This window comes from Alsobacter sp. R-9, assembly GCF_054612375.1.
Genome location: NZ_JBTSWJ010000002.1, coordinates 567,138 through 589,234 on the forward strand (window position 1 = coordinate 567,138; position 22,097 = coordinate 589,234).

General features: G+C 69.9%; 21 protein-coding genes and 1 pseudogene. 8 read left to right on the plus strand and 14 right to left on the minus strand.

Features of this window, described 5'->3' with window-relative positions; all coding sequences use genetic code 11:
- Positions 1-9: 9 nt before the first annotated feature.
- The 7 genes from ACX9GQ_RS05370 to tpiA all read right to left on the minus strand — a co-directional run bounded on the left by ACX9GQ_RS05370 (position 10) and on the right by tpiA (position 6,081).
- The gene (locus ACX9GQ_RS05370) at positions 10-1,170 is read right to left on the minus strand and encodes a glutathionylspermidine synthase family protein (RefSeq protein ID WP_459628505.1); all 1,161 of its coding nucleotides are present in this window, start codon (positions 1,168-1,170) and stop codon (positions 10-12) included.
- Position 1,171: 1 nt separating this feature from the next.
- Positions 1,172-1,693, minus strand: a complete 522-nt coding sequence (locus ACX9GQ_RS05375; protein WP_459628506.1) for a hypothetical protein — start codon at positions 1,691-1,693, stop codon at positions 1,172-1,174.
- Between the two features lie 4 nt (positions 1,694-1,697).
- Complete coding sequence (locus tag ACX9GQ_RS05380; protein WP_459628507.1) at positions 1,698-2,102, minus strand: DUF350 domain-containing protein; 405 nt, start codon at positions 2,100-2,102, stop codon at positions 1,698-1,700.
- A 65-nt stretch (positions 2,103-2,167) separates the two neighbouring features.
- Positions 2,168-3,028, minus strand: a complete 861-nt coding sequence (locus ACX9GQ_RS05385; protein WP_459628508.1) for a VOC family protein — start codon at positions 3,026-3,028, stop codon at positions 2,168-2,170.
- A 2-nt stretch (positions 3,029-3,030) separates the two neighbouring features.
- Positions 3,031-4,659 carry a CTP synthase gene (locus ACX9GQ_RS05390; protein ID WP_459628509.1) on the minus strand — a complete coding sequence of 543 codons (1,629 nt, stop codon included), beginning with the start codon at positions 4,657-4,659 and terminating at the stop codon, positions 3,031-3,033.
- A 134-nt stretch (positions 4,660-4,793) separates the two neighbouring features.
- Positions 4,794-5,180 (minus strand): preprotein translocase subunit SecG, encoded by a 387-nt coding sequence (gene secG / locus ACX9GQ_RS05395; RefSeq protein WP_459628510.1) that lies wholly within the window; start codon positions 5,178-5,180, stop codon positions 4,794-4,796.
- 136 nt (positions 5,181-5,316) lie between these two features.
- Positions 5,317-6,081, minus strand: a complete 765-nt coding sequence (tpiA, locus tag ACX9GQ_RS05400) for a triose-phosphate isomerase (protein ID WP_459628511.1) — start codon at positions 6,079-6,081, stop codon at positions 5,317-5,319.
- Positions 6,082-6,319: 238 nt separating this feature from the next.
- Here tpiA and ACX9GQ_RS05405 point away from each other — a divergent pair, with 238 nt between their 5' ends.
- The 8 genes from ACX9GQ_RS05405 (at position 6,320) to lexA (ending at position 14,800) form a co-directional block, all read left to right on the plus strand.
- A complete protein-coding gene (locus ACX9GQ_RS05405) occupies positions 6,320-8,218 on the plus strand; it encodes a SurA N-terminal domain-containing protein (protein ID WP_459628512.1) in 1,899 nt (632 codons plus the stop codon).
- A 2-nt stretch (positions 8,219-8,220) separates the two neighbouring features.
- Positions 8,221-9,741 (plus strand): anthranilate synthase component I, encoded by a 1,521-nt coding sequence (gene trpE / locus ACX9GQ_RS05410; protein WP_459628513.1) that lies wholly within the window; start codon positions 8,221-8,223, stop codon positions 9,739-9,741.
- 1 nt (position 9,742) lies between these two features.
- Positions 9,743-10,351: an anthranilate synthase component II gene (locus ACX9GQ_RS05415; protein ID WP_459628514.1), complete on the plus strand. Its 609-nt coding sequence runs from the start codon at positions 9,743-9,745 to the stop codon at positions 10,349-10,351.
- A gap of 30 nt (positions 10,352-10,381) precedes the next feature.
- Positions 10,382-11,395, plus strand: a complete 1,014-nt coding sequence (gene trpD / locus ACX9GQ_RS05420) for an anthranilate phosphoribosyltransferase (RefSeq protein ID WP_459628515.1) — start codon at positions 10,382-10,384, stop codon at positions 11,393-11,395.
- A 3-nt stretch (positions 11,396-11,398) separates the two neighbouring features.
- Entirely contained in the window at positions 11,399-12,214 is an 816-nt protein-coding gene (gene trpC, locus ACX9GQ_RS05425) for an indole-3-glycerol phosphate synthase TrpC (RefSeq protein ID WP_459628516.1), read from the plus strand.
- Complete coding sequence (moaC, locus tag ACX9GQ_RS05430; RefSeq protein WP_459628517.1) at positions 12,211-12,696, plus strand: cyclic pyranopterin monophosphate synthase MoaC; 486 nt, start codon at positions 12,211-12,213, stop codon at positions 12,694-12,696. The genes trpC and moaC overlap by 4 nt, the downstream gene beginning before the upstream one ends.
- Before the next feature lie 74 nt (positions 12,697-12,770).
- Complete coding sequence (locus ACX9GQ_RS05435) at positions 12,771-13,982, plus strand: molybdopterin molybdotransferase MoeA (protein ID WP_459628518.1); 1,212 nt, start codon at positions 12,771-12,773, stop codon at positions 13,980-13,982.
- 113 nt (positions 13,983-14,095) lie between these two features.
- On the plus strand, positions 14,096-14,800 hold the full coding sequence (gene lexA / locus ACX9GQ_RS05440; RefSeq protein ID WP_459628519.1) for a transcriptional repressor LexA: 705 nt from the start codon (positions 14,096-14,098) through the stop codon (positions 14,798-14,800).
- Between the two features lie 35 nt (positions 14,801-14,835).
- Here lexA and ACX9GQ_RS05445 read toward each other — a convergent pair whose 3' ends face one another.
- From ACX9GQ_RS05445 to ACX9GQ_RS05475, 7 genes and pseudogenes are all read right to left on the minus strand, one after another.
- Positions 14,836-15,495 carry a TetR/AcrR family transcriptional regulator gene (locus ACX9GQ_RS05445; RefSeq protein ID WP_459628520.1) on the minus strand — a complete coding sequence of 220 codons (660 nt, stop codon included), beginning with the start codon at positions 15,493-15,495 and terminating at the stop codon, positions 14,836-14,838.
- Positions 15,485-16,009 (minus strand): flavin reductase family protein, encoded by a 525-nt coding sequence (locus ACX9GQ_RS05450; protein ID WP_459628521.1) that lies wholly within the window; start codon positions 16,007-16,009, stop codon positions 15,485-15,487. The genes ACX9GQ_RS05445 and ACX9GQ_RS05450 overlap by 11 nt, the downstream gene beginning before the upstream one ends.
- An 8-nt stretch (positions 16,010-16,017) precedes the next feature.
- Complete coding sequence (locus ACX9GQ_RS05455; protein WP_459628542.1) at positions 16,018-17,175, minus strand: acyl-CoA dehydrogenase family protein; 1,158 nt, start codon at positions 17,173-17,175, stop codon at positions 16,018-16,020.
- Positions 17,176-17,427: 252 nt separating this feature from the next.
- Positions 17,428-18,195 carry an SDR family NAD(P)-dependent oxidoreductase gene (locus tag ACX9GQ_RS05460; protein WP_459628522.1) on the minus strand — a complete coding sequence of 256 codons (768 nt, stop codon included), beginning with the start codon at positions 18,193-18,195 and terminating at the stop codon, positions 17,428-17,430.
- Entirely contained in the window at positions 18,192-19,499 is a 1,308-nt protein-coding gene (hisD, locus tag ACX9GQ_RS05465) for a histidinol dehydrogenase (protein ID WP_459628523.1), read from the minus strand. The genes ACX9GQ_RS05460 and hisD overlap by 4 nt, the downstream gene beginning before the upstream one ends.
- Positions 19,500-19,811: 312 nt before the next feature.
- On the minus strand, positions 19,812-21,134 hold the full coding sequence (locus tag ACX9GQ_RS05470) for an HlyD family type I secretion periplasmic adaptor subunit (protein WP_459628524.1): 1,323 nt from the start codon (positions 21,132-21,134) through the stop codon (positions 19,812-19,814).
- 171 nt (positions 21,135-21,305) lie between these two features.
- Positions 21,306-22,097: pseudogene (locus tag ACX9GQ_RS05475) on the minus strand (hypothetical protein); the annotation flags it as partial.

The following is a 22,097-nucleotide window of genomic DNA, read 5'->3' on the forward strand; positions in this document are numbered from 1 at the left end:
CGGGGCCACTCAGCCGACGATCGCGTGCGGCAGGAACCGTGACGTGTTCTTGGTGATCGGCGTGGCGTCCTCGCGCACACACAGGCCGGCCGGCTCCCCGGCAACGATCCAGCTGCCGAGGACGACGTGCTGGCCGTCGAAGACGGGGATCTCCGCGAGTCCCTGCCGAACGAAGCCCTCCCTGCCGTAGGGGCCCTGGTCGGCGTCGAGCACGGCACCGTCCCGCACCAGGGTGACGTTGGCGCCCTCGCGCGAGAACAGCGGCTTCTTGGCGAAGCTCGTCCCGAGGGAGGCCTTGCGCGGATCATCCTCGAAGAAGGCCGGGAGGAGGTTGGGGTGACCCGGATGGGCCTCCCACAGGAGAGGCAGGAGACCCTTGTTCGACAGCAGCGCCTTCCACGGCGGCTCGAGGAAGCGCGTGCCGCTGGCAAAGATCTTCGCACCGAAGCTGTCGGCGAACATCCACTCCCAGGGGTAGAGCTTGAAGAGCAGCGCGATCGGCTGCTCGTCGAGGTCGACGAAGTGCCCGTCCGGCGAAAGGCCGATGTCGCCCAGCGCGATGAAGGGCGACTGGAGCCCGGCCTGCACGGCGCAGTCCTGGAGATAGGCCACCGTGCCCCGGTCCTCCGGGCTTCCGTCCATGCACGTCACGTGGAGGGGGCGCCCGGCGGCGATGGCGCCGAGCGCGGCGACGAGACGGTCGTGGACGCTGTTGAACTGGTCCGCGTCCGGGGGGAGAGCGCCCGACTCGCGGGCATCCTCCAGCCAGCGCCACTGGAAGTAGCCGGTCTCGTAGAGCGCCGTGGGCGTGTCCGCGTTGTATTCGAGCAGCTTGGCCGGGCCCGTGCCGCCATAGGCGAGGTCGAAGCGGCCGTAGAGGCTGGGATCGCGGCGCCACCAGCTTGTCGCCACGGCGTCGCGGGCCGTCTCGGGGATGCCGAGGCGCGCGATCAGCCGATCGTCCTTGACGATGCGATCCACCAGATCGACGCACATCGCGTGAAGCTCGGCCGACGGGTCCTCGAGGTCGTTCTCGATCTGGCGGAGGGTGAAGGCGTAGTAGGCGTCCTCGACCCAGTACGGCGCGTCGTCGATGGTGTGGAAGTCGAACCCTTCCGCCTCCGCCAGCGACTTCCAGTTGGCCCGCGACGCGATGGGGACGCGCCGCATCTCAGCCGCCGCCGCTGGAGAAGGCGTGGCCGATCCCGCCGAAGCCGCCGCGTGAGGTCGTGGTCGCGGCGTGGTCACCGCTGCCGGACGACGACGAACCGGAGGAGAACCAGTTGCTGCCCCGGGAACTCCCCCAGGACGTCGACGACGTCCGGGACTGGTAGGGGCGGCACACGGCGTCACCGGAAAGGAACGTCCCGTCCCTGAGGCGGAAGCCTCCGTCGGTGCGCAGCGCGACCTGTGCGGAAGAGCCGTTGGGCCCTGAGAAGAGCACCGGATCGCGAGCCGGGCCGACCGGGCGGTCGAAGCCGGAGCGGCAGATCGCCTCGCTCAGGGCGCCGTGGGACAGGCACTGCTCCAGCGAATCGTAGAGCCGCCCTTCGGGGCACGAGGCGTTGGGCGCCAGGGCGTAGACGCCCAGCGCGGCCGCGCCGGCGCCGGCCATCACCCGCAGGTGCACGCCCTGCGACCGTTTCCTGGGAGGCGGCGTCGGGGCCGCCGTCCGCTTGCCGAACTCGACCATCGCGTCACGTCGACATGGAAACGGCGTTGATGAGGCCGATCACGAGCGACAGCGCGCCGAGCCACAGCGCGGCCGCCCAGTCCCGGTCGGCGATCCGCTTCGACACGTCCGGCATCCGCCAGCGGGCGAAGAGGTAGACGAGGGCCTGGACCGCGAGGGCGATGAGGCCCCAGACGACGAGGTCGATGATCGACACCGCGTGGGCGGCGGCGCTGGCGAGCGGCAGGGCAAACCCGGCCATGCTCATGCCGAAGGCCAGAGCCGCCGGAGCGTTCCCGGCCTCGATCAGGGCGAACTCGTCGTGTGCGGTGAGACGGGAATAGACGAAGGCGTACGCCGCCACGAGGGCGATCGACACGCAGAAGTAGAGAAGAAAGGCCGGCAGGCCCTGCAGCGATGCGATGACCACGAAGCCCCCCGCGATCCTTGCCCAAAGGGCAGGCTAGCGGAAGCGCGGGGGCGCCGCGAGGGGGATCAGGCGGTGAATCGCAGCAGGGTGCCCATCGCCGCCTCGGGCGGCACGATGACGTCTCCCTGTACGGTCGAATGGGCGACTCCGGCCGTCGCGAGGCGTGCCGCCATGGCGGCCGGATCCGACACGGACAGCGAAAGACCCACCAGGCGCGCCGGTTCCTCGGCGATCTCGACGCCCGCATGGAATCGCAGCGCCGCCCCCGTCATCACGTCGATGCGTCCGCGTGGGGTCGGCACCGTGATGCCCGCCGAGTTCGACACGAGGTCCCGTTCGCCCGAGAAGGCCGACAGGAACTCGGCATGGGCCGAGGGATTCTCGGAAACCAGGGTCACCGCCGCAAGTCCCGTCGCGCCGTTGGCGTGACGCTGGAACGCCGGGTTCCAGAAGTTCTGAGGTTCGTGCTGCTGGCACACGAAGAAGCCGACCTCGGGCGCGAGGGGCGCGGCGGCGAAGGCGAGGCTGAAGGCGACGCGCACGGTCGAGCCATCGGGCCGGCGCGCCTGCCGCTCGAAGTCGAAGCGCTCGAATGCACCGATCCCGGCGGCGGCGAAGGCGGCACGGTCGGCCTCTGCGTCCGCCGACTCGAGCACCAGCATGGAGGGCCCCTCGCGCTTCGCCAGGGAGTCGCGGACGAACGCGCCGAACGAGAAGCGGCCTGGCGCATGGGGCGGGATGGCCGCGCCGTCGCCCACCGTGATCAGTTCGATGAACGAGCCCGGGAACTGGATGATCCGGTTCTCCGTGCCCCACGGATGCCGGTTGCGCGCGCCCACCGTGAAGCCCAGGGCCTCGTAGAGCCGTCCTGCAGCGTCGAGGTCGCGAACCCCGACGACGACGTGGTCGATGCCGCGCGCTGCCATGGCTAGACGAGCCGGCTCTGCTCGACCGCGGCGGCAATGAAGCTGGAGAACAGCGGATGCGGCTCGAACGGACGGGACTTCAACTCAGGGTGGTACTGCACGCCGACGAACCACGGGTGGTCCGGGAACTCCACCGTCTCCGGCAGGAGACCGTCCGGCGAAACGCCGGCGAAGCGCATGCCCTGCGCCTCGAGTCTCTCGCGGTAGCCCATGTTCACCTCGTAGCGGTGGCGGTGCCGCTCGGTGATCTCCGTGTCGCCGTAGATCTGCGCGATGCGGCTGCCCTCCGCGAGCCGGGCGCGGTAGGCACCAAGCCGCATGGTGCCGCCCAGGTCGCCGCCGGCGGCCCTCGTCTCCAGCTCGTTGCCGCGCATCCACTCGGTCATCAGGCCGACGACGGGTTCGCTGCAGGGGCCGAACTCGGTGGAGTTGGCGGCGGCGATGCCGGCGAGCGAGCGGGCGGCCTCGATCACCGCCATCTGCATGCCGAAGCAGATGCCGAAGTAAGGCACGCGCCGCTCTCGCGCGAAGCCGGCCGCGCGGATCTTGCCCTCGGCGCCGCGATGGCCGAACCCGCCGGGCACGAGGATGCCGTGGACGTGTTCGAGGAACGGGGCCGGGTCCTCGTTCTCGAACACCTCCGACTCGATCCAGTCGAGCTTGACGCGCACGCGGTTGGCGATCCCGCCGTGGGCGAGGGCCTCGATGAGCGACTTGTAGGCGTCCTTCATGCCCGTGTACTTGCCCACGACCGCGATCGTGACCTCGCCCTCAGGATTGGCGATGCGCTCGGTCACCTCGCTCCAGCGGGCGAGGTTGGGCTTCGGGGCCGGCTCGATGCCGAAGGCGGCGAGTACCTCCTGGTCGAGGCCGGCGGCGTGGTACGCGGCGGGGACGGCGTAGATCGACGAAACGTCGCGCGCCTCGATCACCGCGCTCTCGCGCACGTTGCAGAACAGCGCGAGCTTGCGCCGCTCCTCGCGGGGGATCTCCCGGTCCGTCCGGCAGAGCAGGATGTCAGGCTGGATGCCGATCGAGCGCAGTTCCTTGACGGAGTGCTGCGTCGGCTTGGTCTTCAGTTCTCCGGCGCTCGGGATGTATGGCAAGAGCGTCAGGTGCACGTAGACGGCGTGGCCGCGCGGGAGGTCGTTGCCGAGCTGGCGGATCGCCTCGAAGAACGGCAGGCCCTCGATGTCGCCCACCGTGCCGCCGATCTCGACGAGGACGAAGTCGACGCCCTCGTTCCCGGTCAGCACGAACTCCTTGATGGCGTTGGTGACGTGTGGGATCACCTGCACGGTGCCACCCAGGTAGTCGCCGCGGCGCTCCTTGGTGATGATGTCCTGGTAGATGCGGCCGGTCGTGATGTTGTCGGCCTTGGAGGCCGGCCGCCCGGTGAAGCGCTCGTAGTGGCCGAGGTCGAGGTCGGTCTCGGCCCCGTCGTCCGTGACGAAGACCTCGCCGTGCTGGTACGGGCTCATCGTGCCCGGATCGACGTTGAGGTAGGGGTCGAGCTTTCGCAGGCGGACCGAGTAGCCGCGTGCCTGCAGGAGGGCGCCCAGGGCGGCGGAGGCGAGACCTTTTCCGAGCGAAGAGACCACGCCGCCGGTGATGAAAACATAGCGAGCCATGGGGATCCCCGTTTAAGGCCTCGGTCGTGATTCGTTGAGTCCGGCAAACACCGGTCCCCTGCCTGCCCACAGCTGCGGACGGGCCTCCACAAAGAGAGAGGGCCGGTTTCCCGGCCCTCCGAAGCATCCGTCGATCAGGGCTGGCGGGCCGGCGCCTGTCCGCCGGAGCCCTGCCCTTCCAGCTGCCGGAGCTGGTCCAGCACGCCGCCGGAGCCCGAGGGGGCCGCCGGAGCGGTCGAACCCGCCGGCGCGATCGGCGCGGCGCGGTCGAAGATGGACTTCGGCTCGCGGCCCAGGCCAGCCATGATGGCAAGCGCCATGCTGGTGGTGAAGAAGACGGCGGCGAGGATCGCGGTCGCCCGGGTCAGCGCATTGGCCTGGCCACGGCCCGTCAGAAAGCCCGACACGCCGCCGCCACCGCTGAGGCCGCCGAGCGCGCCGCCCTCGGAGCGCTGCAGCAGGATCACGCCGACCAGCGCCAGCACGACGATGAGGTGGATGACGATCAGAACCTGCTGCATGAATCCGTCCAAACCGAAAGGCCGGGCGCCACGGCGTCGTGAGACGCGGCCCGGCCGGAAAACGCGCGCGCCTTGTACACGCTGCGGCGCGCGGAGGGAAGATGGGGGCGATCGTCCCCCACCGCCAGTCCCGGCCTCAGCGGTAGACGCCGGCGATGCCGAGGAAATCCGCGGCCTTGAGGCTCGCGCCGCCCACCAGCGCGCCGTCCACGTCGGCGACCGCCATCAGTTCGGCCGCGTTCGAGGGCTTCACGGATCCGCCGTAGAGGATCCGGACGCCCGGCGCCTCGGCCTTGCCGACGAGCTTGCGCAGCTCGCTGCGGATCATCGCATGCACCTCCGCGACGTCGGCCGCGGTCGGGGTCAGGCCCGTGCCGATGGCCCAGACCGGTTCGTAGGCGACGACGAGCGTCCCCGCCGTCGAACCCTCGGGGATTGAGCCCTTGAGCTGGCGGCGGACGACGGCCAGCGTGCGCCCGGCCTCCCGCTCGGCCCGCGTCTCGCCCACGCAGACGATGGCGACGAGCCCCGCCCGGTGGGCTGCGGCGGCCTTGGCCCGCACGACCGCGTCACTCTCCCCGTGGTCGGCCCGGCGCTCGGAATGGCCAACAATGACATAGGTGGCGCCGGCATCGGACAGCATCTCGGCCGAAACATCGCCCGTGTGGGCGCCGCTGGCGTTGGCGTGGCAGTCCTGCCCGCCGGTCGCGATGCGGGTGCCGACGCACGCTGCGCTCGCCACATAGAGCAGCGGAGCCGGGGGGCATACGAGCAGGTCCACCCGGGCGCGGAGCGCGCCATCGTACCCCTCGGCCATCGCAGCCAGTTCCTTCAGGGAGGCCCGGACGCCGTTCATCTTCCAGTTTCCGGCAACGAGCGGGCGCGGGCGGTCGGACGGCATCGGCATCTCCCTCTGGACGAACCCGCCTCGGGCGGGCGACGGCGGACCGCCGGTGGGTAGCAGAGGCCGGGCGGCGGCGGAAGCCGTCCAAACGACGGCAGAGCCATCGATTTCGGCGCCGTTGGGACGGCCAAACCGCGGCGTTGCGGCGCGGGACCCTCATCCCTATGATGCGCCGCCTTTCAGCACCCCTGCCCCGCCCCCGCGGGACGGGGAGAAGACGAGTGGGTCTGAACTCATGATGGATGGACTGCGCAGGGCGGGAAACACCGTCGTCGGGAGGATCGTCGTCGCGATCCTGTTCGGCTTCCTGATCCTGAGCTTCGCCGTGTGGGGCATCGCGGACATGATCCGCAACGTCGGCCAGGTGAGCGTCGCCAAGGTCGGCTCGGCGGAGATCTCGCAGCAGGCCTTCCGCGACGCCTACCAGACCGAACTGCAGTCGCTCTCGCGCCGCGTCCGCCGGGCCATAACCAACGACGAGGCTCGCGCGCTCGGGCTCGAGCGGCAGGTGCTCTCGCGGATGATCTCCGAGGCGGCGCTCGACCAGCGGGTCAAGGAGCTGCGCCTCGCGATGTCCGACGACGCGATCGTGAAGGCGATCACGGCAGACCCGGCCTTCCAGAGCGGCGGCCAGTTCGACCGCAACCGCTTCAACGAGCTCATCCGCTCCAGCGGGTTCACCGAGCAGGGTTTCGTGCGCCAGCAGCGCAGCGTCTACCTGCGCCAGCAACTCGCCGAGGCCGTGGCCGGCACCATGCCTTCCCCCGCCATCCTCCGCGACGCCGTCCACCGCTACCAGTCGGAGACACGCTCGGCGGAGTACATCGTGCTCACCGCGGCGCAGGCGGGCGAGATTCCCGCCCCCGACGCGGCGGCGCTCAAGACCTTCTTCGACCAGCGCAAGGCCGCCTTCCGCGCTCCCGAGTACCGGAAGGTGAACCTTCTGGTCGCCACTCCGACCGACGTCGCTCAGGGCATGGTCATCAGCGATGCCGACGCGCAGGCCACCTACGAGCGCGAGAAGGCGCGCTTCGGCCAGCCCGAACGCCGCGTCGTGCAGCAGATCGTGTTCCCGACCCTCGACGAGGCCAAGGCCGCCGCGGAGCGGATCAAGGGGGGCGCGACGTTCGAGGCCGTCGCCGAAGAGCGGAAGCTTGCGGCGAAGGACACCGACCTCGGCCTCGTGACGAAGGATGCCATCATCGACCCGGCCGTCGGCGAGGCGGCGTTCTCCCTGGCGGCCAACACCACCAGCGATGCGATCGCCGGCCGTTTCGGCGGCGTGATCGTGAAGGTCGGCGAGGTCCAGCCCGCCGCACAGAAGCCGTTCGCGGAGGTGGCGACGCAGATCAAGACCGAGATCGCGCTCGCTCGCGCCCGGCAGGCCCTGCAGGACCTGCACGACCGGATCGAGGACCAGCGCGCCTCTGCCCGTCCCCTCACCGACATCGCCAAGGACCAGAAGCTCAACCTGCGCGTGATCGACGGCATCGACCGCGCCGGCCGCGACAAGGCCGAACGCCCGGTCGACCTGCCCGACCGCGAGGCCCTGCTGCGCGCGATCTTCGGCTCCGACATCGGCGTTGACAACGAGGCGCTGGGCATGCGCGACGGCGGCTGGATCTGGTTCGAGGTCGCCGGCATCGACCCCGCGCGCGACCGCACGCTCGATGAGGTCAAGGACGCCGTCGCCGCCCAGTGGAAGGAGGACGAAATCTCCGGCCGCCTCGCGACGAAGGCGAACGAGATCGTCAAGTCCGTCGACGGCGGCGCCACGCTGGCCTCCGTCGCCTCCGGCCTGGGCCTCGAGGTGAAGACCGCGACCGGCGTGCGTCGCACGGGTGCCGACGGCGGGCTGTCGCAGGCCGCCGTGGCGCAGCTCTTCGGCACCCGCGTCGGCTCCGCCGCAGCCGCCCTCGGCGCAACGCCGATGGAGCGCGTCGTGCTGAAGGTGACGGGTGCCGAGGTTCCCCCGCTGCTGAGCACCCAGCAGGATGCGGTGCGTCTCGACGACCAGATCCGCGTCGCGCTGGGCGACGACGTGCTCACCGCCTACGTCAACCGGCTCCAGACCGATCTCGGCGTGACGATCAACGAGCGCGCTCTCAGCCAGGCCGTGGGCGGCGGCAGCTGAGCATGGCGGCGACGCCCGACTTAGAGAGCTTTGCGCGCGCCTACGCGGACGGGCATCCGCAGATCGTGCGCACCAGCCTCGTGGGCGACCTCGAGACCCCGGTCTCGGCCTACCTGAAGTTGTCGGGCAGCTCCGTCGGACCGTCCTTCCTGCTCGAATCCGTCGAGGGTGGCGCGGTGCGCGGCCGGTACTCGATGATCGGCCTGTCGCCCGACGTGATCTGGCGGTGCCGCGGCGAGGTCGCGGAGATCAACCGGCAGGCGCTGGACGAGCCGGAGCGGTTCGAGCCCTGCGGGCAGCCGCCGCTTGCGGCGCTCCGCTCGCTGCTCTTGGACAGTGCCGTCCCGTTCGCCGAGGGCCTTCCCCCCATGGCGGCCGGCGTCTTCGGCTACCTCGGCTACGACATGGTCCGGCACATGGAGCGGCTCGCGGCTCCCAACCGCGACGTGCTCGGCGTGCCGGACGCCGTGCTCGTGCGCCCGACCGTCATGGTGGTGTTCGACGCCGTGAAGGACGAGATTGCGGTGCTGACACCGGTCCGGCCCCGCGCGGGGGTCTCCGCGACGGCCGCGTGGGAAGACGCGCAGGCCCGCCTCGACGCCGCGGTCGCCGCCATCGAGGGTCCCCTCCCCGCCCAGGCGCGGGCGGCCATGCCGGACGCGGCGGCCGGGCCCTCGACGTCCAACACCAGTCCGGACGAGTTCCGGTCCATGGTGGCGCGGGCCAAGGAGTACATCCGGGCCGGCGACATTTTCCAGGTGGTGCTGTCCCAGCGGTTCGAGGCGGACTTCGACCTGCCGGCCTTCGCGCTCTACCGGGCCCTGCGGCGCGTCAACCCGGCGCCATTCCTCTGCTACCTCGACTTCGGCGGCTACCAGGTCGTGTGCTCGTCGCCGGAGATCCTCGTGCGGGTGCGCGACGGGCGCGTCACGATCCGTCCGATCGCCGGGACCCGCCCCCGGGGCGTCGATGCCGCGCACGACAAGGCGCTGGCCGACGACCTCCTCGCCGACGAGAAGGAGCGGGCCGAGCACCTGATGCTGCTCGACCTCGGCCGCAACGACGTCGGCCGCGTGTCGCGCATCGGCACCGTCACCGTCACGGACAGCTTCTTCATCGAGCGCTACAGCCAGGTGATGCACATCGTCTCGAACGTGGAGGGCGACCTCGACCCGCGCCACGACGCTCTCGACGCGCTGGTCGCCGGATTTCCCGCCGGAACGGTGTCCGGGGCTCCGAAGGTCCGCGCGATGCAGATCATCGACGAGCTCGAGAAGGACAAGCGCGGGCTCTATGCCGGCTGCATCGGCTACTTCGGCGCCAACGGCGAGATGGACACCTGCATCGTCCTGCGCACCGCCGTGGTGAAGGACAAGCGGATGTACGTGCAGGCCGGCGCGGGGATCGTCTACGACAGCGACCCCTCGTCCGAGCAGCAGGAATGCGTCAACAAGGCTAAGGCGCTGTTCCGCGCGGCCGAGGAGGCCGTCCGCTTCGCCAGCGCCGCCGGACGGGGGCAGTGACATGACCCGCGTCGTCCTCGTCGACAACTACGACAGCTTCACCTGGAACCTCGTCCACGACCTCGGGCGCCTCGGCGCGGACGTCATGGTGGTGCGCAACGACGCTCTCACCGCCGACGAACTGGTCGACCGCAAGCCCGACGCCATCGTGCTCTCCCCGGGTCCCTGCACGCCGAACGAGGCGGGGATCTGCCTCGACGTCATCGCCAAGGCCGGTCCCAGCATCCCGCTGTTCGGCGTCTGCCTGGGCCTGCAGGCCATGGGCCAGGCCTATGGCGGCGAGGTGGTGCGCGCGCCCGTACCGATGCACGGGAAGGTCTCGACCATCCGCCACCGCGGCCAGGGCGTGTTCCGCGGCATCAACGGGCCGCTGCGGGCAACGCGATACCACTCGCTCGTGGTCCGCCGCGAAACCTTCCCTGACGACCTGGCGGTGACCGCCGAAAGCGAGGACGGACTCGTCATGGGTCTGTCGCATCGCCGGTTTCCGGTGCACGGGGTGCAATTCCACCCGGAAAGCATCCTCTCCGAGCACGGCCTGACGATCTTCAAGAATTTCCTCGACCTCGCGACCGAATGGAATAAGACGAGGCAGGCTGCGCCGGCCTGAGGCCGGCGCGGGAGAGCCCGAGAGAGCACCATGGACGCCTTCAAGCCCATCATCGCCAAGGTCGCCGCGGGCGGACCGCTCTCACGCGAGGAGGCCGAGCACGCCTTCGACACGATCCTGTCCGGCGGCTCGACGCTGGCCCAGAGCGGCGCGTTCCTGATGGCGCTGCGCGTCCGCGGCGAGACCGTGGACGAAATCGCCGGGGCGGTGAAGGCGCTGCGCGACAAGATGCTGCGCGTCTCCGCGCCGGCCGACGCCATCGACATCGTCGGCACGGGCGGCGACAACTCGGGCAGCTACAACGTCTCGACGCTGGCTGCCATGATCACGGCAGCCTGCGGCGTGCCGGTTGCCAAGCACGGCAACCGTGCCGCGTCCTCCAAGTCCGGCGCCGCCGACGTGCTGACGGCGCTGGGTGTCAAGGTGGGCCTCGAGCCGCAGAAGGTCACCGATTGCATCGCCGAGGCCGGCGTCGGCTTCATGTTCGCCCCGACGCACCATGCCTCCATGCGCCATGTCGCGCCGGTGCGCATCGAGCTGGGCACCCGCACCATCTTCAACCTGCTCGGCCCGCTGTCGAACCCTGCCGGGGTGAAGCGGCAGTTGCTGGGAGTGTTCTCGGAAAGCTGGCTGGAGCCGCTGGCTCAGACCCTGGGCGCGCTCGGTTCGGAGAAGGTCTGGGTCGTGTATGGCCGCGACGGCCTCGACGAGATCACGACGACGGGCGAGACGGCGGTCGCGGCGCTGGAGAACGGCAAGGTTCGCCGCTTCGTCATCACGCCCGAGGATGCCGGCCTGCAGCGCTCCCAGCCCGAGGACCTGAAGGGCGGCGAAGCCGAGGTCAATGCCGCGGCGCTGCGCAAGGTGCTGGCGGGCGAGAAGACCGCCTACCGCGACATCGCCGTCATCAACGCCGCCGCCGCGCTGGTGGTGGCCGGCAAGGCCGAGACGCTGCGCCATGGTGCCGAGCTCGCCGCGCACGCGGTCGACAGCGGCGCCGCGCAGGGCGTGCTCGACCGGCTCGTCCTCGTCTCCAACAGGTGACGCATGGCGGACATCCTGGCCCGCATCGAAGCCTACAAGCGCGAGGAGATCGCCGCGGCGAAGGCGCGCGTGTCCCAGGCTGAGATCGAGCGCCGCGCGGCCGAAGCACCCCCTCCCCGCGGCTTCGCACGCGCCATCCGGGCGCACCTGGCGGAGGGGCGCCCTGCGCTGATCGCCGAGATCAAGAAGGCAAGCCCGTCCAAGGGCCTGATCCGCGCCGACTTCGACCCGCCGGCGCTCGCGCGCGCCTACGAGGCGGGCGGCGCGTCCTGCCTCTCGGTGCTCACCGACGAGCCGTCGTTCCAGGGCGCGCCCGAATTCCTCGTCGCGGCCCGCGAGGCGACGTCGCTTCCGACGCTGCGCAAGGACTTCCTGTTCGAGCCCTACCAGGTGTTCGAGGCCCGCGCCTGGGGCGCCGACTGCATCCTCGTCATCATGGCGAGCCTGAGCGACGCGGATGCGAAGCTGCTGACGGACACGGCCCACGCCCTCGACATGGACGTGCTGGTCGAGGTGCATGACCGCGCGGAGCTGGAACGCGCTCTGCCGCTGGGCACGCAGCTCGTGGGCATCAACAACCGCAACCTGCGGACCTTCGAGACGTCGCTGGCCGTGAGCGAGGCGCTGGCGCCGCTCATCCCGGCCGACCGGATCATCGTCGGCGAGAGCGGCATCGCGACCCACGCCGACATCGAGCGGTTGTCCCGGCATCGGATCGACACGTTCCTCGTCGGCGAAAGCCTGATGCGGCAGGACGACGTCGCCGCGGCAACACGCGCCCTCCTTTTCGGCGCCGGAGCGGAACGGTCCGTCGCATGAGCCGGCTCACCCACATCGACGCGAGCGGCGCCGCCGCCATGGTCGACGTGTCCGAGAAGGCTGTCACCCATCGCACGGCCGTGGCCGAAGGCGTGGTGGTGATGATGCCGGCGACGCTGGCGCTCATCCGCGAGGGCAACGCCAAGAAGGGCGACGTCCTCGGTGTTGCGCGCATCGCCGGCATCATGGCCTCGAAGCGCACGCACGAGTTGATCCCGCTCTGCCATCCGCTGCTGCTGAGCAAGGTCGCCGTCGAGCTCGAGCCCGACGACACGCTGCCCGGCATCCGTGTGACGGCCACCGTGCGGGTCTCCGGACAGACCGGCGTCGAGATGGAGGCGCTGACGGCCGTCTCCGTCGCCTGCCTGACCATCTACGACATGGTGAAGGCCGCCGACCGCGGCATGCGGATCGAGGGCATCCGCCTGCTGGCGAAGGACGGCGGCAAGTCCGGCTCCTTCCGGGCCGAGGGGCAGCCCTGACACTGGAGCGTCTGGACCGCAGGCGCGGCTCTGCGCATCCTGTCCCGGACACGAGAAGCCTGCCGGATCCTGCCATGTCCCTCCTTTCGGTCGACGACGCCCTGCGGATGGTCCTCGATTTCGCGCGACGGCCGCTGGAGAGCGAGACGGTCCCGATCGGTGCGGCCGCGGGGCGCACGCTGGCCACGCCGCTCGCGGCGCTCAGGACGCAGCCCCCCTTCCCCGCCTCCGCCATGGACGGTTACGCCGTGCGCGCCGCCGACGTGGCGGCCCCCGGCGCCCGTCTTTCTGTGATCGGAACGGCGCCGGCGGGCCACGCTTTCGCCGGCCGGGTCGGCCCCGGCGAGGCGGTCCGGATCTTCACCGGCGCACCCGTTCCCGAGGGAGCCGACACGGTGCTGATCCAGGAGAACGCCGACGCGGAGAACGGCACCATCGTCGCTCGGACGACCGAGCCGGCCGGCCGCTTCGTCCGTCCGGCGGGGCTCGATTTCCGCGCAGGCGAGGAACTGATCCCCGCGGGCCACAGGATGACACCCCGCTCCCAGGCCCTCGCGGCCGCGATGGGTCATGCCACGGTCCCGGTGCGCCGTCGCCCGCGTGTCGCGGTCCTGGCGACGGGCGACGAGCTTGTGCGGCCGGGCGAAGCCATGCGGCCCGACCAGATCGTCGCGTCCAACGTGTATGCGGTCGCCGGCATGGTGGTGGAGGCCGGCGGGGAGCCGATCGACCTCGGCATCGCCACGGACGATTTCGCGTCGCTGGCGGCCGCGATCACCGCTGCAGAGGCGGCGCGCGCCGACGTTCTCGTCACCCTCGGCGGCGCGTCGGTCGGCGACCACGATCTCGTCCAGTCGGCGCTCACACAACGCGGCATGACGCTCGGCTTCTGGCGCATCGCCATGCGGCCGGGCAAGCCGCTGATCTTCGGCCAGCTGGGGACCATGGGCATCCTCGGGCTACCGGGGAACCCGGTCTCCTCGATCGTGTGCGCCCAGCTCTTCCTGCTGCCGCTCCTGCGGGCTCTCGCCGGAGATGCGGATGCCGGGGCGGACCGGTCGGAGGCCGCGATCCTCGGTGCGGACCTGCCGGCGAACGACATGCGCCAGGATTACCTCCGCGCGAGCATCTCGGAAGGTCCGGACGGCCGGCGGGTCGCCACGCCGTTCGGCCGGCAGGACAGTTCCATGCTGCGTCTCCTGGCACAGGCCCAGGCGCTGATCATCCGCCCGCCCCACGCCCCGGCCGCGAAGGCCGGCGAGGCCTGTCGCATCCTGCGCTTCTAGCGAGAGCGCAAGCGCACGATTGCCGAACACAGCGCGAACATGTATGTTTTGTTCGTGGTTTGTTTGCGGCGAGTCGGATGTCGGCTCGACCACCCTAGCGAGGCCGAACGCGGATGCTCACCCGGAAGCAGCATGAACTCCTTCTCCTGATCCACGAGCGGCTGCGCGAGGACGGGGTGCCGCCCTCCTTCGACGAGATGAAGGAGGCGCTCGACCTCAAGTCCAAGTCAGGGATCCACCGGCTCATCATGGCTCTCGAGGAGCGCGGGTTCATCCGGCGACTGCCGAACCGCGCGCGAGCGATCGAGGTGGTCAAGCTTCCCGAGCAGTCGGTGCCGAACGGGGTTCCGCGCGGACGTTTCCAGCCGAGCGTGATCGAGGGGAATCTCGGCAAGATCAGGCCGAAGGTCACCGCATCACATGGGGAGGCCGACTCCCCCGTCTCCATTCCCGTCATGGGCCGCATCGCGGCCGGCACGCCGATCTCGGCCATCCAGTCCCGGAGCCACACGATCGCGATGCCGCCGGACATGCTCGGCACCGGCGACCATTTCGCCCTCGAGGTGCGCGGTGATTCGATGGTCGAGGCTGGCATCCTCGACGGCGACACCGTGGTGATCCGCCGCCAGGACAGCGCGGACACGGGCGACATCGTCGTCGCCCTGATCGACGACGAGGAGGCGACCCTCAAGCGCCTGCGCCGCCGCGGCTCCTCGATTGCGCTGGAAGCGGCCAATCCGGCCTACGAGACGCGGGTCCTCGGGCCTGACCGCGTGCGCATCCAGGGCAAGCTGGTCAGCCTTCTGCGCCGGTACTGACTCGGGGCGATGCCGGGCGTTCGCCGAGACCGCGGTCAGTCGGCAGCAAACTGCCGTCGCGCACCGGCGAGGAATGTGTCCACGGCCTCCGAAACCAGTTGGGCCGTGGGGACGTGCGGGGTTTGTCCGAACACATGGACCCGCACGCCGGAATAGAAGATGCCGCCGTGCAGCAGCCAGACATGCTCGAGTTCCGACGCGGTCGGCGGACGGTCGGGTCGGCCGAGGTCGCTGCGCGTCTCCCGGGCGATCGGCCCGAGGAGGCGCTCCTCGACCTGGCCGATGTAGCGCCGGTTGAGGTCGATCCCCGCGAGGCCGGCGAGGAGGTAGATCCTGATCCAGTCGCGGGAAAAGATCGTGGCCGTATAGGCCTCGTAGAACGCCACGAGGCGCTGGCGCAGCGCCACGGATCGGTCGCTGATCATGTCCTCCCAGCCGGGGTCCCAGCGTCGCAGGTACACATGCTCGTAGACCTCGCGGACGAGGTCGTCCTTGCTGGGAAAGTACCGGTAGAGCAGCGGCTGCGTGACGCCGATGGCGGCGGCAAGTTCGCGCGTTCCGGTGCCGAATCCGTGCTCGGCAAACACCACCGCCGCCCTTGCCACGATGTCGGCGCGCCGCCGTTCGGCGGACATCCGTCGCGGACGTGCGCCCGAACCGACGTTCGTCGACGCGGGCGCGAGGTCAGCCGGCATCGGCGAACGTTCCGAACCGTCCCTTCACGAAGAGCAGCGGCTCGACGTCCCGCTTTGCATAGCGCTCGACCTCTCCCATGAAGATGATGTGATCACCGCCGTAGTAGCGGTAGGCGTTGCGGCACTCGAACGTCGCCGCGACAGCGTCCAGCACGGGGGCGCCGCCGAGGCCGTCAGACCACGGCACCCCCTCGAACTTGTCGACCCCGGAGCGGGCGAACACGCCGGCAAGCTCCTGCTGGTCTTCGGCAAGCACGTTGACCGCGAAGTGGCTGGCCTCCTGGAACACCTTCAGGCTCGGCGAGTGGATGAGCAGGCTCCACAGCACGAGGGGCGGATTGAGGGACACCGACGCGAAGGAGTTGCAGGTGAGGCCGGCAATGCGACCGTCGGCCCCCCTCGCCGTGACGATGGTCACCCCCGTCCCGTAGTGCCCGAGGGCACGCCGGAAGTCGCGCGGGTCGAAGGACGGCGCGGGCGGCACGGCGGCAGGCGCCGAAGCGGATGCTGACATGGCTCGCCTCAGAGGGTCGGGTTTTCGGACGGCAGGCCGAGGGCGACCCGGCCATAGTTGGCGCCCGCGGCGTCGAAGCTGAAGGCGATGTGCGCGTTGACCGCATGCGCGTCGCGGAACTGCCGCTGCAACGCGCCCTTCATCGACAGGCCGCCGGCGCCGGCCGCGCCGAACACCAGGTCCACGGCTTCCGTGCAGAGATTGACGCTGAAGGCGCCGTCCCGGCGGTAGCGCACCTTCTCCTCCAGCGGCGGAACCCGACCGCGTGCTGCGTCGTCCATCGCATCGATGCAGGTGCGGCGCATGAGCAGCCGTGCGGCGTCGATCTTGGCGGCCGCCATCGCGACCCGGATCTGCGTGGACTGGAATTCCCCGAGCTGGGCGCCGTTGTAGGTCGACACCCGCTTTCGCGCGATGGAGAGGTAATCGTCGAGACAGCCCTGCGCGTTGCCGAGCGCGATGCCCGAGAGCACGTACGGAAAGAGGGCGAAGACCGGCAGGCGGTAGAGCGGACCGGGGTTCACGGCGCTCCCCGGCGTCGCCCCGCCCCTCAGCGCCGACACGGCCAGCGTCATCGCCTCGGGGACGAAGAGGTCGGCGATCTCCACGTCCTGCGAGCCGGTGCCGCGCAGTCCCATCGCGTTCCAGGTCTCGATGATCCTGTAGTCGCGCCGGTGAACGAGAAAGATCCGGTACTCCGGCGCCTCCGTCTCGTCGTTCGGCGCCACGATTCCCGCCAGCATGTTCCACTCGCTGGGATCGACGCCCGACGAGAACGGCCAACGTCCTGAGATGACGTAGCCGCCCGGGGCCCGACGGGCTTTCCCCGCCGGGAAGATGAAGGACGACGCAATCAGGGCGTCCGGATCCTCGTTCCAGACGAGATCCTGCGCCTCCTTCTCGAACATCCCGAGCATCCAGTGGTGGCTGCCGAGGTTCGCCACATTCCACGCGACCGAGGCATCGGCCTGCGCGAGGACGTCGGCGACGTCCACCAGCGCCACGTAGTCGAGTTCCGGGCCGCCTATGCGGCGCGGCTGCAGGATCCGGAACAGGCCGCTGTCGTGCAGGTCGCGCTCCGTCTCCGGCGGCAGCCGGCGCAACTCCTCCGTGCGGGCGGCGCGTTCCTTGAGCGCCGGCTGAAGGGCCCGGGCGCGCTCCAGCATCTCGTCCAGCCCGCAGGCCGCGAGGTTTCCCCGGCGATGATCGAGCCTGATGACCTTGTCCGCCATGGCGCCCTCCTCCGCCGCGGCCCACGGCCGCGCTGTCATCCTCGTTTATCGAACGATAAATTAGCGGACCTCGCCTCGACGGCAAGCGTCATGCCGCCGCAGCCGTGACCTTTGGTTGCAGGTTTTTTCCGGCAGGGCTTTGTCGATCGCGCAGCGCGGATGCTGGGGACGCCCGTCGACGCTTCTTCAGTCGGCGGTCCAGCCGCCGTCCACCATCAGCGCGGAGCCCGTCACGAGCGCCGACGCGTCAGAGGCGAGAAACAGAACGGGGCCCATGATGTCCTCGACCGTACCGAGCCGACCGAGCTTGATCTTGGACATCACATGACGAAGAAACGTCTCGTCTTCCAGGAAGCCGCGGGTCATCTCCGTCACGATGAAGGTCGGGCAGATGGTGTTGACGCGGATGCCGGCCGGCCCGAGTTCGACCGCCAGCGCCTTCGTCATGCCCTCGATGGCGTGCTTGGAGGCGCAGTAGACCGTGCGCCCCGCCCCTCCGACGTGCCCCATCTGGGAGGACAAGTTGATGATCGAGCCCTTGAGCCCCGCCCCGAGCATGCCGCGGACCACGGCGCGGGCCACGAAATAGGCCGACCTGACATTGAGGTCGACGACGACGTCGAAGTCCTCGGGCGTCGTGTCGGCCATCGGCAGCGGCCGGTTCGTGCCGGCGTTGTTGACGAGGATGTGGAAGGGCCCCGTGGCTTCGAGGGCCGCGCCGGCGCGCTCGACGTCGAGGAGGTCGATCGTCAGCGCCTCGGCCGACCATCCTCCTGCCCGCATCGCCGCTGCGGCGGCCTCGATCTCCGCCGTGCTGCGGGCGGCGAGCACGACATGGGCGCCCGCCCCCGCCAGCGCGGTCGCAGACGCGAGGCCGATTCCGCGCCCTCCGCCGGTGACGAGTGCGCGGCGGCCGTCGAGGCGCATGGACGGCATCTGCGGGAGCGTGGTCATTCGGCAGCCTCGCCATAGGGAACGTTGCGTCCACCATAGCGCCGCACGCGGACATTGGCCTGCTCGGCGTGCCCGACGAAGCCCTCGAGCATGCACAGGCGCGAGCAGTACTCGCCCACCATCGCCGCGGCCTCGTCCGTCAGCACCTTCTGGTAGGTGCAGGTCTTCATGAACTTGCCGACCCAGAGGCCGCCGGTGTAGCGGGCCGCCTTCTTCGTCGGCAACGTGTGGTTGGTGCCGATGACCTTGTCGCCGAAAGCGACATTGGTGCGCGGGCCGAGGAACAGCGCCCCGAAGTTCGTCATCCCCCGCAGGAAGAAGTCGTCGTCGCGGGTCATCACCTGCACGTGCTCGGAGGCGACGCGGTCCGCCTCGACGCGCATCTCCTCGAGGTCCGCGCACACGATCACCTCGCCGTAGTCCAGCCACGCCTGCCGCGCGACGTCGGCCGTCGGGAGGATCGACAGCAGCCGCTCGACCTCGGCCATCGCCTCGCGGGCCAGCGTCTCGGAGTCCGTGATCAGGACGGCCGGCGAGGTCGGGCCATGCTCGGCCTGGCCGAGCAGGTCCGTCGCGATCATCTCGGCGTCGACCGTGGTGTCGGCAATGACGAGCGTTTCCGTGGGGCCGGCGAAGAGGTCGATCCCCACGCGGCCGTAGAGCTGGCGCTTCGCCTCCGCGACGTAGGCGTTGCCCGGCCCCACGAGCATGTCGACCGGCCGGATGCTCTGCGTGCCGATGGCCATCGCGGCCACCGCCTGCACGCCGCCGAGCACGAGGATCTCGTCGGCCCCGCCCATGTGCATCGCTGCGACGATGGCCGGATGGGGGGCGCCCTTGAACGGGGGCGCGGAGGCGATGACGCGTTCGACGCCCGCCACCTTTGCGGTGACAACGCTCATGTGGGCGGAGGCGATCATCGGGTAGCGCCCGCCCGGCACGTAGCATCCCACGGCGTTCACCGGCACGTTGCGGTGGCCGAGGATCACGCCGGGCAGCGTCTCCACCTCGAGGTCGCGCAGGCATTCCTTCTGCCTCGTCGCGAAGTTGCGGACCTGCGCCTGCGCGAACGCGATGTCATCGAGGTCCCGTGTCCGCAGCGATCCTATGGCCGCCTCGATCTCGGCCTTCCCCAGGAAGAAGCTCTCGGGAGCGTAGCCGTCGAAACGGACGGAAAGATCGCGCACGGCCTCGTCGCCGCGGCGCTCGACGTCGGCGAGGATCCCCTCCACGGTCGCTCTCACCTTCTCGTCCGCATCGCGGCGAGCCTCGGCATCCTTGCCGCGCTTCAGCCAGGTGGCCATTCCGTCTCCTCCGGTCGTTCAGGGATTGTCCACGCCTGTCTTGGCGCGGCCGTCCTTCGCCGCGCAGCCTGACAAAGGCATCGTCCCCGCGCAACGGCGTTTGCATACGTAGTCAACTTCAAAGGATCGTCAATCGACATGTCACGCGGGACAGTGGCTCGGCAACGGCGAGACGCCTGCCTCCCCCGACACGTGCAATCCGACGTTTCGCCATCCGTCGGGCTCCGCGCACCGGTGTTCCGTCGGAACCAGAAACAAGAAAGGCGGGGCTCGCCCCGCCTTCCCGTTCGTCCGGATTGTCGCTCGTGACGCTCAGCGCTCGCGGAACGCGCGGTTGAACTGGTCGACGACCGGCTTGACCATGTAGGACAGCGCGGTGCGCTCCTGCGTCGAGACGAACACCTCGACGGGCATGCCGGGCACCAGCGGCCGGCCGAGCACCGAGGGGTCGCTCGAGATCTGCACCTCGCCGGTGTAGTAGGGCTGCCCCGTCGCCGGGTCGCGCACCGAAGCGGCCGAGACGTTGACCAGCTTGCCGTTGAGCTCGGGCGTCATGTTGTGCTGGAACGACGTGAAGCGCAGCCGGGCGGGCTGGCCGATCACGACCTGGTTGATGTCGTTCGGCGAGATCTTGATCTCGACCCGCATCTCGCCGCCCTCGGGCACGATCGTCATGATCTTGGCGGCGGGCGTCACAACGCCGCCGACGGTGTGGATCGACAACTCGTTGACGGTGCCGGAGATCGGCGCCCGGATGTCCATGCGGGTCAGACGGTCCTGGATCGCAAGGTGGCGCTCCGACAGTTCCGCGATCTTCGCATCGATCTGCCGCAGCTCGCGCTGGGCATCCGTGCGGGCGTTCTGGTCGATGGCGATGATCTGCAGCCGGGCCTCGCTGATGCGCGTCCTTGCACGGGCGATTCCGGCCTCGATCTCGCCGGCGCTGCCCTGCAGTCGCACGATCTCGCGGTTGATGGAGTAGACGCGGTCGTTGGAGATCAGCTCCTTGCGGAACAGGTCGTGGACCTTGTTGCGCTCCACCTCGACGAGCTTGATCTCGTCGGTGAGGGCCTGCTTGCGTGCCTCGTTGCCGGCGATCTCCTGCTTGATCTGGGCGATGCCGAGCTCAAGCTGACCCTTCTGGCTCTCGCGCGTCTGGCGATTGCCCTCGAAGAGCCGGCGTTCCCCGGAGACGACGGCATCGGCGGCGGCGCTCAGATCACCCAGCTGGGCCGGGAAGACGATATCCTCGAGGTTGTCACGCTCGGCGATGAGGCGGGCCCGACGGCCGAGGCTCTCGGCCAGCTGCGCGCGCACGATCTGCAGTTCGGCCCGGGTCTGGACCTCGTCGAGCGTGACGAGGACCTGCCCCTCCTTCACGGCGTCACCGGGACGCACGGCGATGGACTTCACTATGCCGCCGTCGCGATGCTGCACTTCCTTGACGTTGAGATCCACCTTCACGGACCCAGGCGCGATGATCGCGCCTTCGAGACGCGCAACGGCGGCCCAGCCGCCGAAGCCGGCGACCAGCGCGAAGGCGAGCGTCAGTCCGCCGATGACGTGTGGCGCGATCCGGAAATGGACATCCTCGGACTTCGGCTTGGCGAAGGGCGAGATGGAGTCGGGGGTCATCGCAACGGCCTCTCTGCGATTACTCAATCTGCGGTTGAGAGGTAATTTATGCTAATTTTTAGCTGATGCTGAAGAAGCCGTAAACAGAGTTAAAAGGAATTATTAACCATCGTCCGACGGGCTTAATCCCGGGTCGCGCCGCGGCCGAGGCCGGCGGCGCGACCCCGTCTCTCAGCTGCCGTACTGGTAGTATCCGAGGTCGTGGATTCCCTTGAGGGCGATGGCGAAGTCTGGGTCGTCGAGGGAGGAGAGGTGGACCTCGATGACGGTGCGGCTGTCGCCGTCGCGCTCCTCGATGCGCAGGGAGAAGGGGGCGTCGCCGGTGCGCAGGCCCTGGTCGAGCTGCTTCACCTCGAGGCGAAGTTCCGAGCCGTCCTCCGCCCGGACGCGGGCGAAGCCGCCGTCGTCGTTCGAGCGCATGCGGATGGCGTAGTCGCCCACCTTGATCATGTCCCCGACGGCGAAGTCGAGGATCTGCTGGACGGTGAGGGGTTGGGTGTTGTGCTGGGCGGCGGTCTCGAGGTTGGCGAGGATGCCGGCGATGGCGCCGGTGTCGCCCTCGCCGGTGTTGCCTGTGCCAGTGTCTGTCGTGCCTGCGCCCGTTTCGGCGAGGGCGGCCTGGAGGGACCCTGTGCCGCCGGTGCCCGTGCCCGGGGATCCCGTGTCGCCGGAGGCCGTGTCGCCCGTGCTGCCGCCGTCGCCGGTGCCGTTGCCGGTCGGCATGGCGAGGGTCTGGGCTGAAGCGGGGACGAGGGCGGAGAAGTCGAAGGTGTCGTCGCCCTCCCCGCCGGCCACCGCCACCATGGCGTGGCCGAAGCGGATGGTGTCGGCGCCCGAGCCGGCATGCACCTCCTCGAAGCCGCCGATCGTGTCCTCGCCGATCTCCAGGCCCGTGGCGCGGCCCGCCGCGAGGTCGATGTCGAGCGCCTGCGCCGCGGCGCCGTAGTCCAGCACGTCGCGGCC

Bases quoted from the DNA above. Each gene is read 5' to 3' on its own strand.
- moaC (WP_459628517.1), top strand. From the start codon at position 12,211: ATGAGCCGGCTCACCCACATCGACGCGAGCGGCGCCGCCGCCATGGTC.
- ACX9GQ_RS05415 (WP_459628514.1), top strand. From the start codon at position 9,743: ATGACCCGCGTCGTCCTCGTCGACAACTACGACAGCTTCACCTGGAAC.
- trpE (WP_459628513.1), top strand. From the start codon at position 8,221: ATGGCGGCGACGCCCGACTTAGAGAGCTTTGCGCGCGCCTACGCGGAC.
- hisD (WP_459628523.1), bottom strand. From the start codon at position 19,499: ATGGCCACCTGGCTGAAGCGCGGCAAGGATGCCGAGGCTCGCCGCGAT.
- ACX9GQ_RS05445 (WP_459628520.1), bottom strand. From the start codon at position 15,495: ATGCCGGCTGACCTCGCGCCCGCGTCGACGAACGTCGGTTCGGGCGCA.
- ACX9GQ_RS05385 (WP_459628508.1), bottom strand. From the start codon at position 3,028: ATGGCAGCGCGCGGCATCGACCACGTCGTCGTCGGGGTTCGCGACCTC.
- ACX9GQ_RS05450 (WP_459628521.1), bottom strand. From the start codon at position 16,009: ATGTCAGCATCCGCTTCGGCGCCTGCCGCCGTGCCGCCCGCGCCGTCC.
- secG (WP_459628510.1), bottom strand. From the start codon at position 5,180: ATGCAGCAGGTTCTGATCGTCATCCACCTCATCGTCGTGCTGGCGCTG.
- ACX9GQ_RS05370 (WP_459628505.1), bottom strand. From the start codon at position 1,170: ATGCGGCGCGTCCCCATCGCGTCGCGGGCCAACTGGAAGTCGCTGGCG.
- ACX9GQ_RS05405 (WP_459628512.1), top strand. From the start codon at position 6,320: ATGATGGATGGACTGCGCAGGGCGGGAAACACCGTCGTCGGGAGGATC.
- trpD (WP_459628515.1), top strand. From the start codon at position 10,382: ATGGACGCCTTCAAGCCCATCATCGCCAAGGTCGCCGCGGGCGGACCG.
- ACX9GQ_RS05470 (WP_459628524.1), bottom strand. From the start codon at position 21,134: ATGACCCCCGACTCCATCTCGCCCTTCGCCAAGCCGAAGTCCGAGGAT.
- trpC (WP_459628516.1), top strand. From the start codon at position 11,399: ATGGCGGACATCCTGGCCCGCATCGAAGCCTACAAGCGCGAGGAGATC.
- ACX9GQ_RS05455 (WP_459628542.1), bottom strand. From the start codon at position 17,175: ATGCTGGAGCGCGCCCGGGCCCTTCAGCCGGCGCTCAAGGAACGCGCC.
- tpiA (WP_459628511.1), bottom strand. From the start codon at position 6,081: ATGCCGTCCGACCGCCCGCGCCCGCTCGTTGCCGGAAACTGGAAGATG.
- lexA (WP_459628519.1), top strand. From the start codon at position 14,096: ATGCTCACCCGGAAGCAGCATGAACTCCTTCTCCTGATCCACGAGCGG.
- ACX9GQ_RS05435 (WP_459628518.1), top strand. From the start codon at position 12,771: ATGTCCCTCCTTTCGGTCGACGACGCCCTGCGGATGGTCCTCGATTTC.
- ACX9GQ_RS05460 (WP_459628522.1), bottom strand. From the start codon at position 18,195: ATGACCACGCTCCCGCAGATGCCGTCCATGCGCCTCGACGGCCGCCGC.
- ACX9GQ_RS05375 (WP_459628506.1), bottom strand. From the start codon at position 1,693: ATGGTCGAGTTCGGCAAGCGGACGGCGGCCCCGACGCCGCCTCCCAGG.
- ACX9GQ_RS05390 (WP_459628509.1), bottom strand. From the start codon at position 4,659: ATGGCTCGCTATGTTTTCATCACCGGCGGCGTGGTCTCTTCGCTCGGA.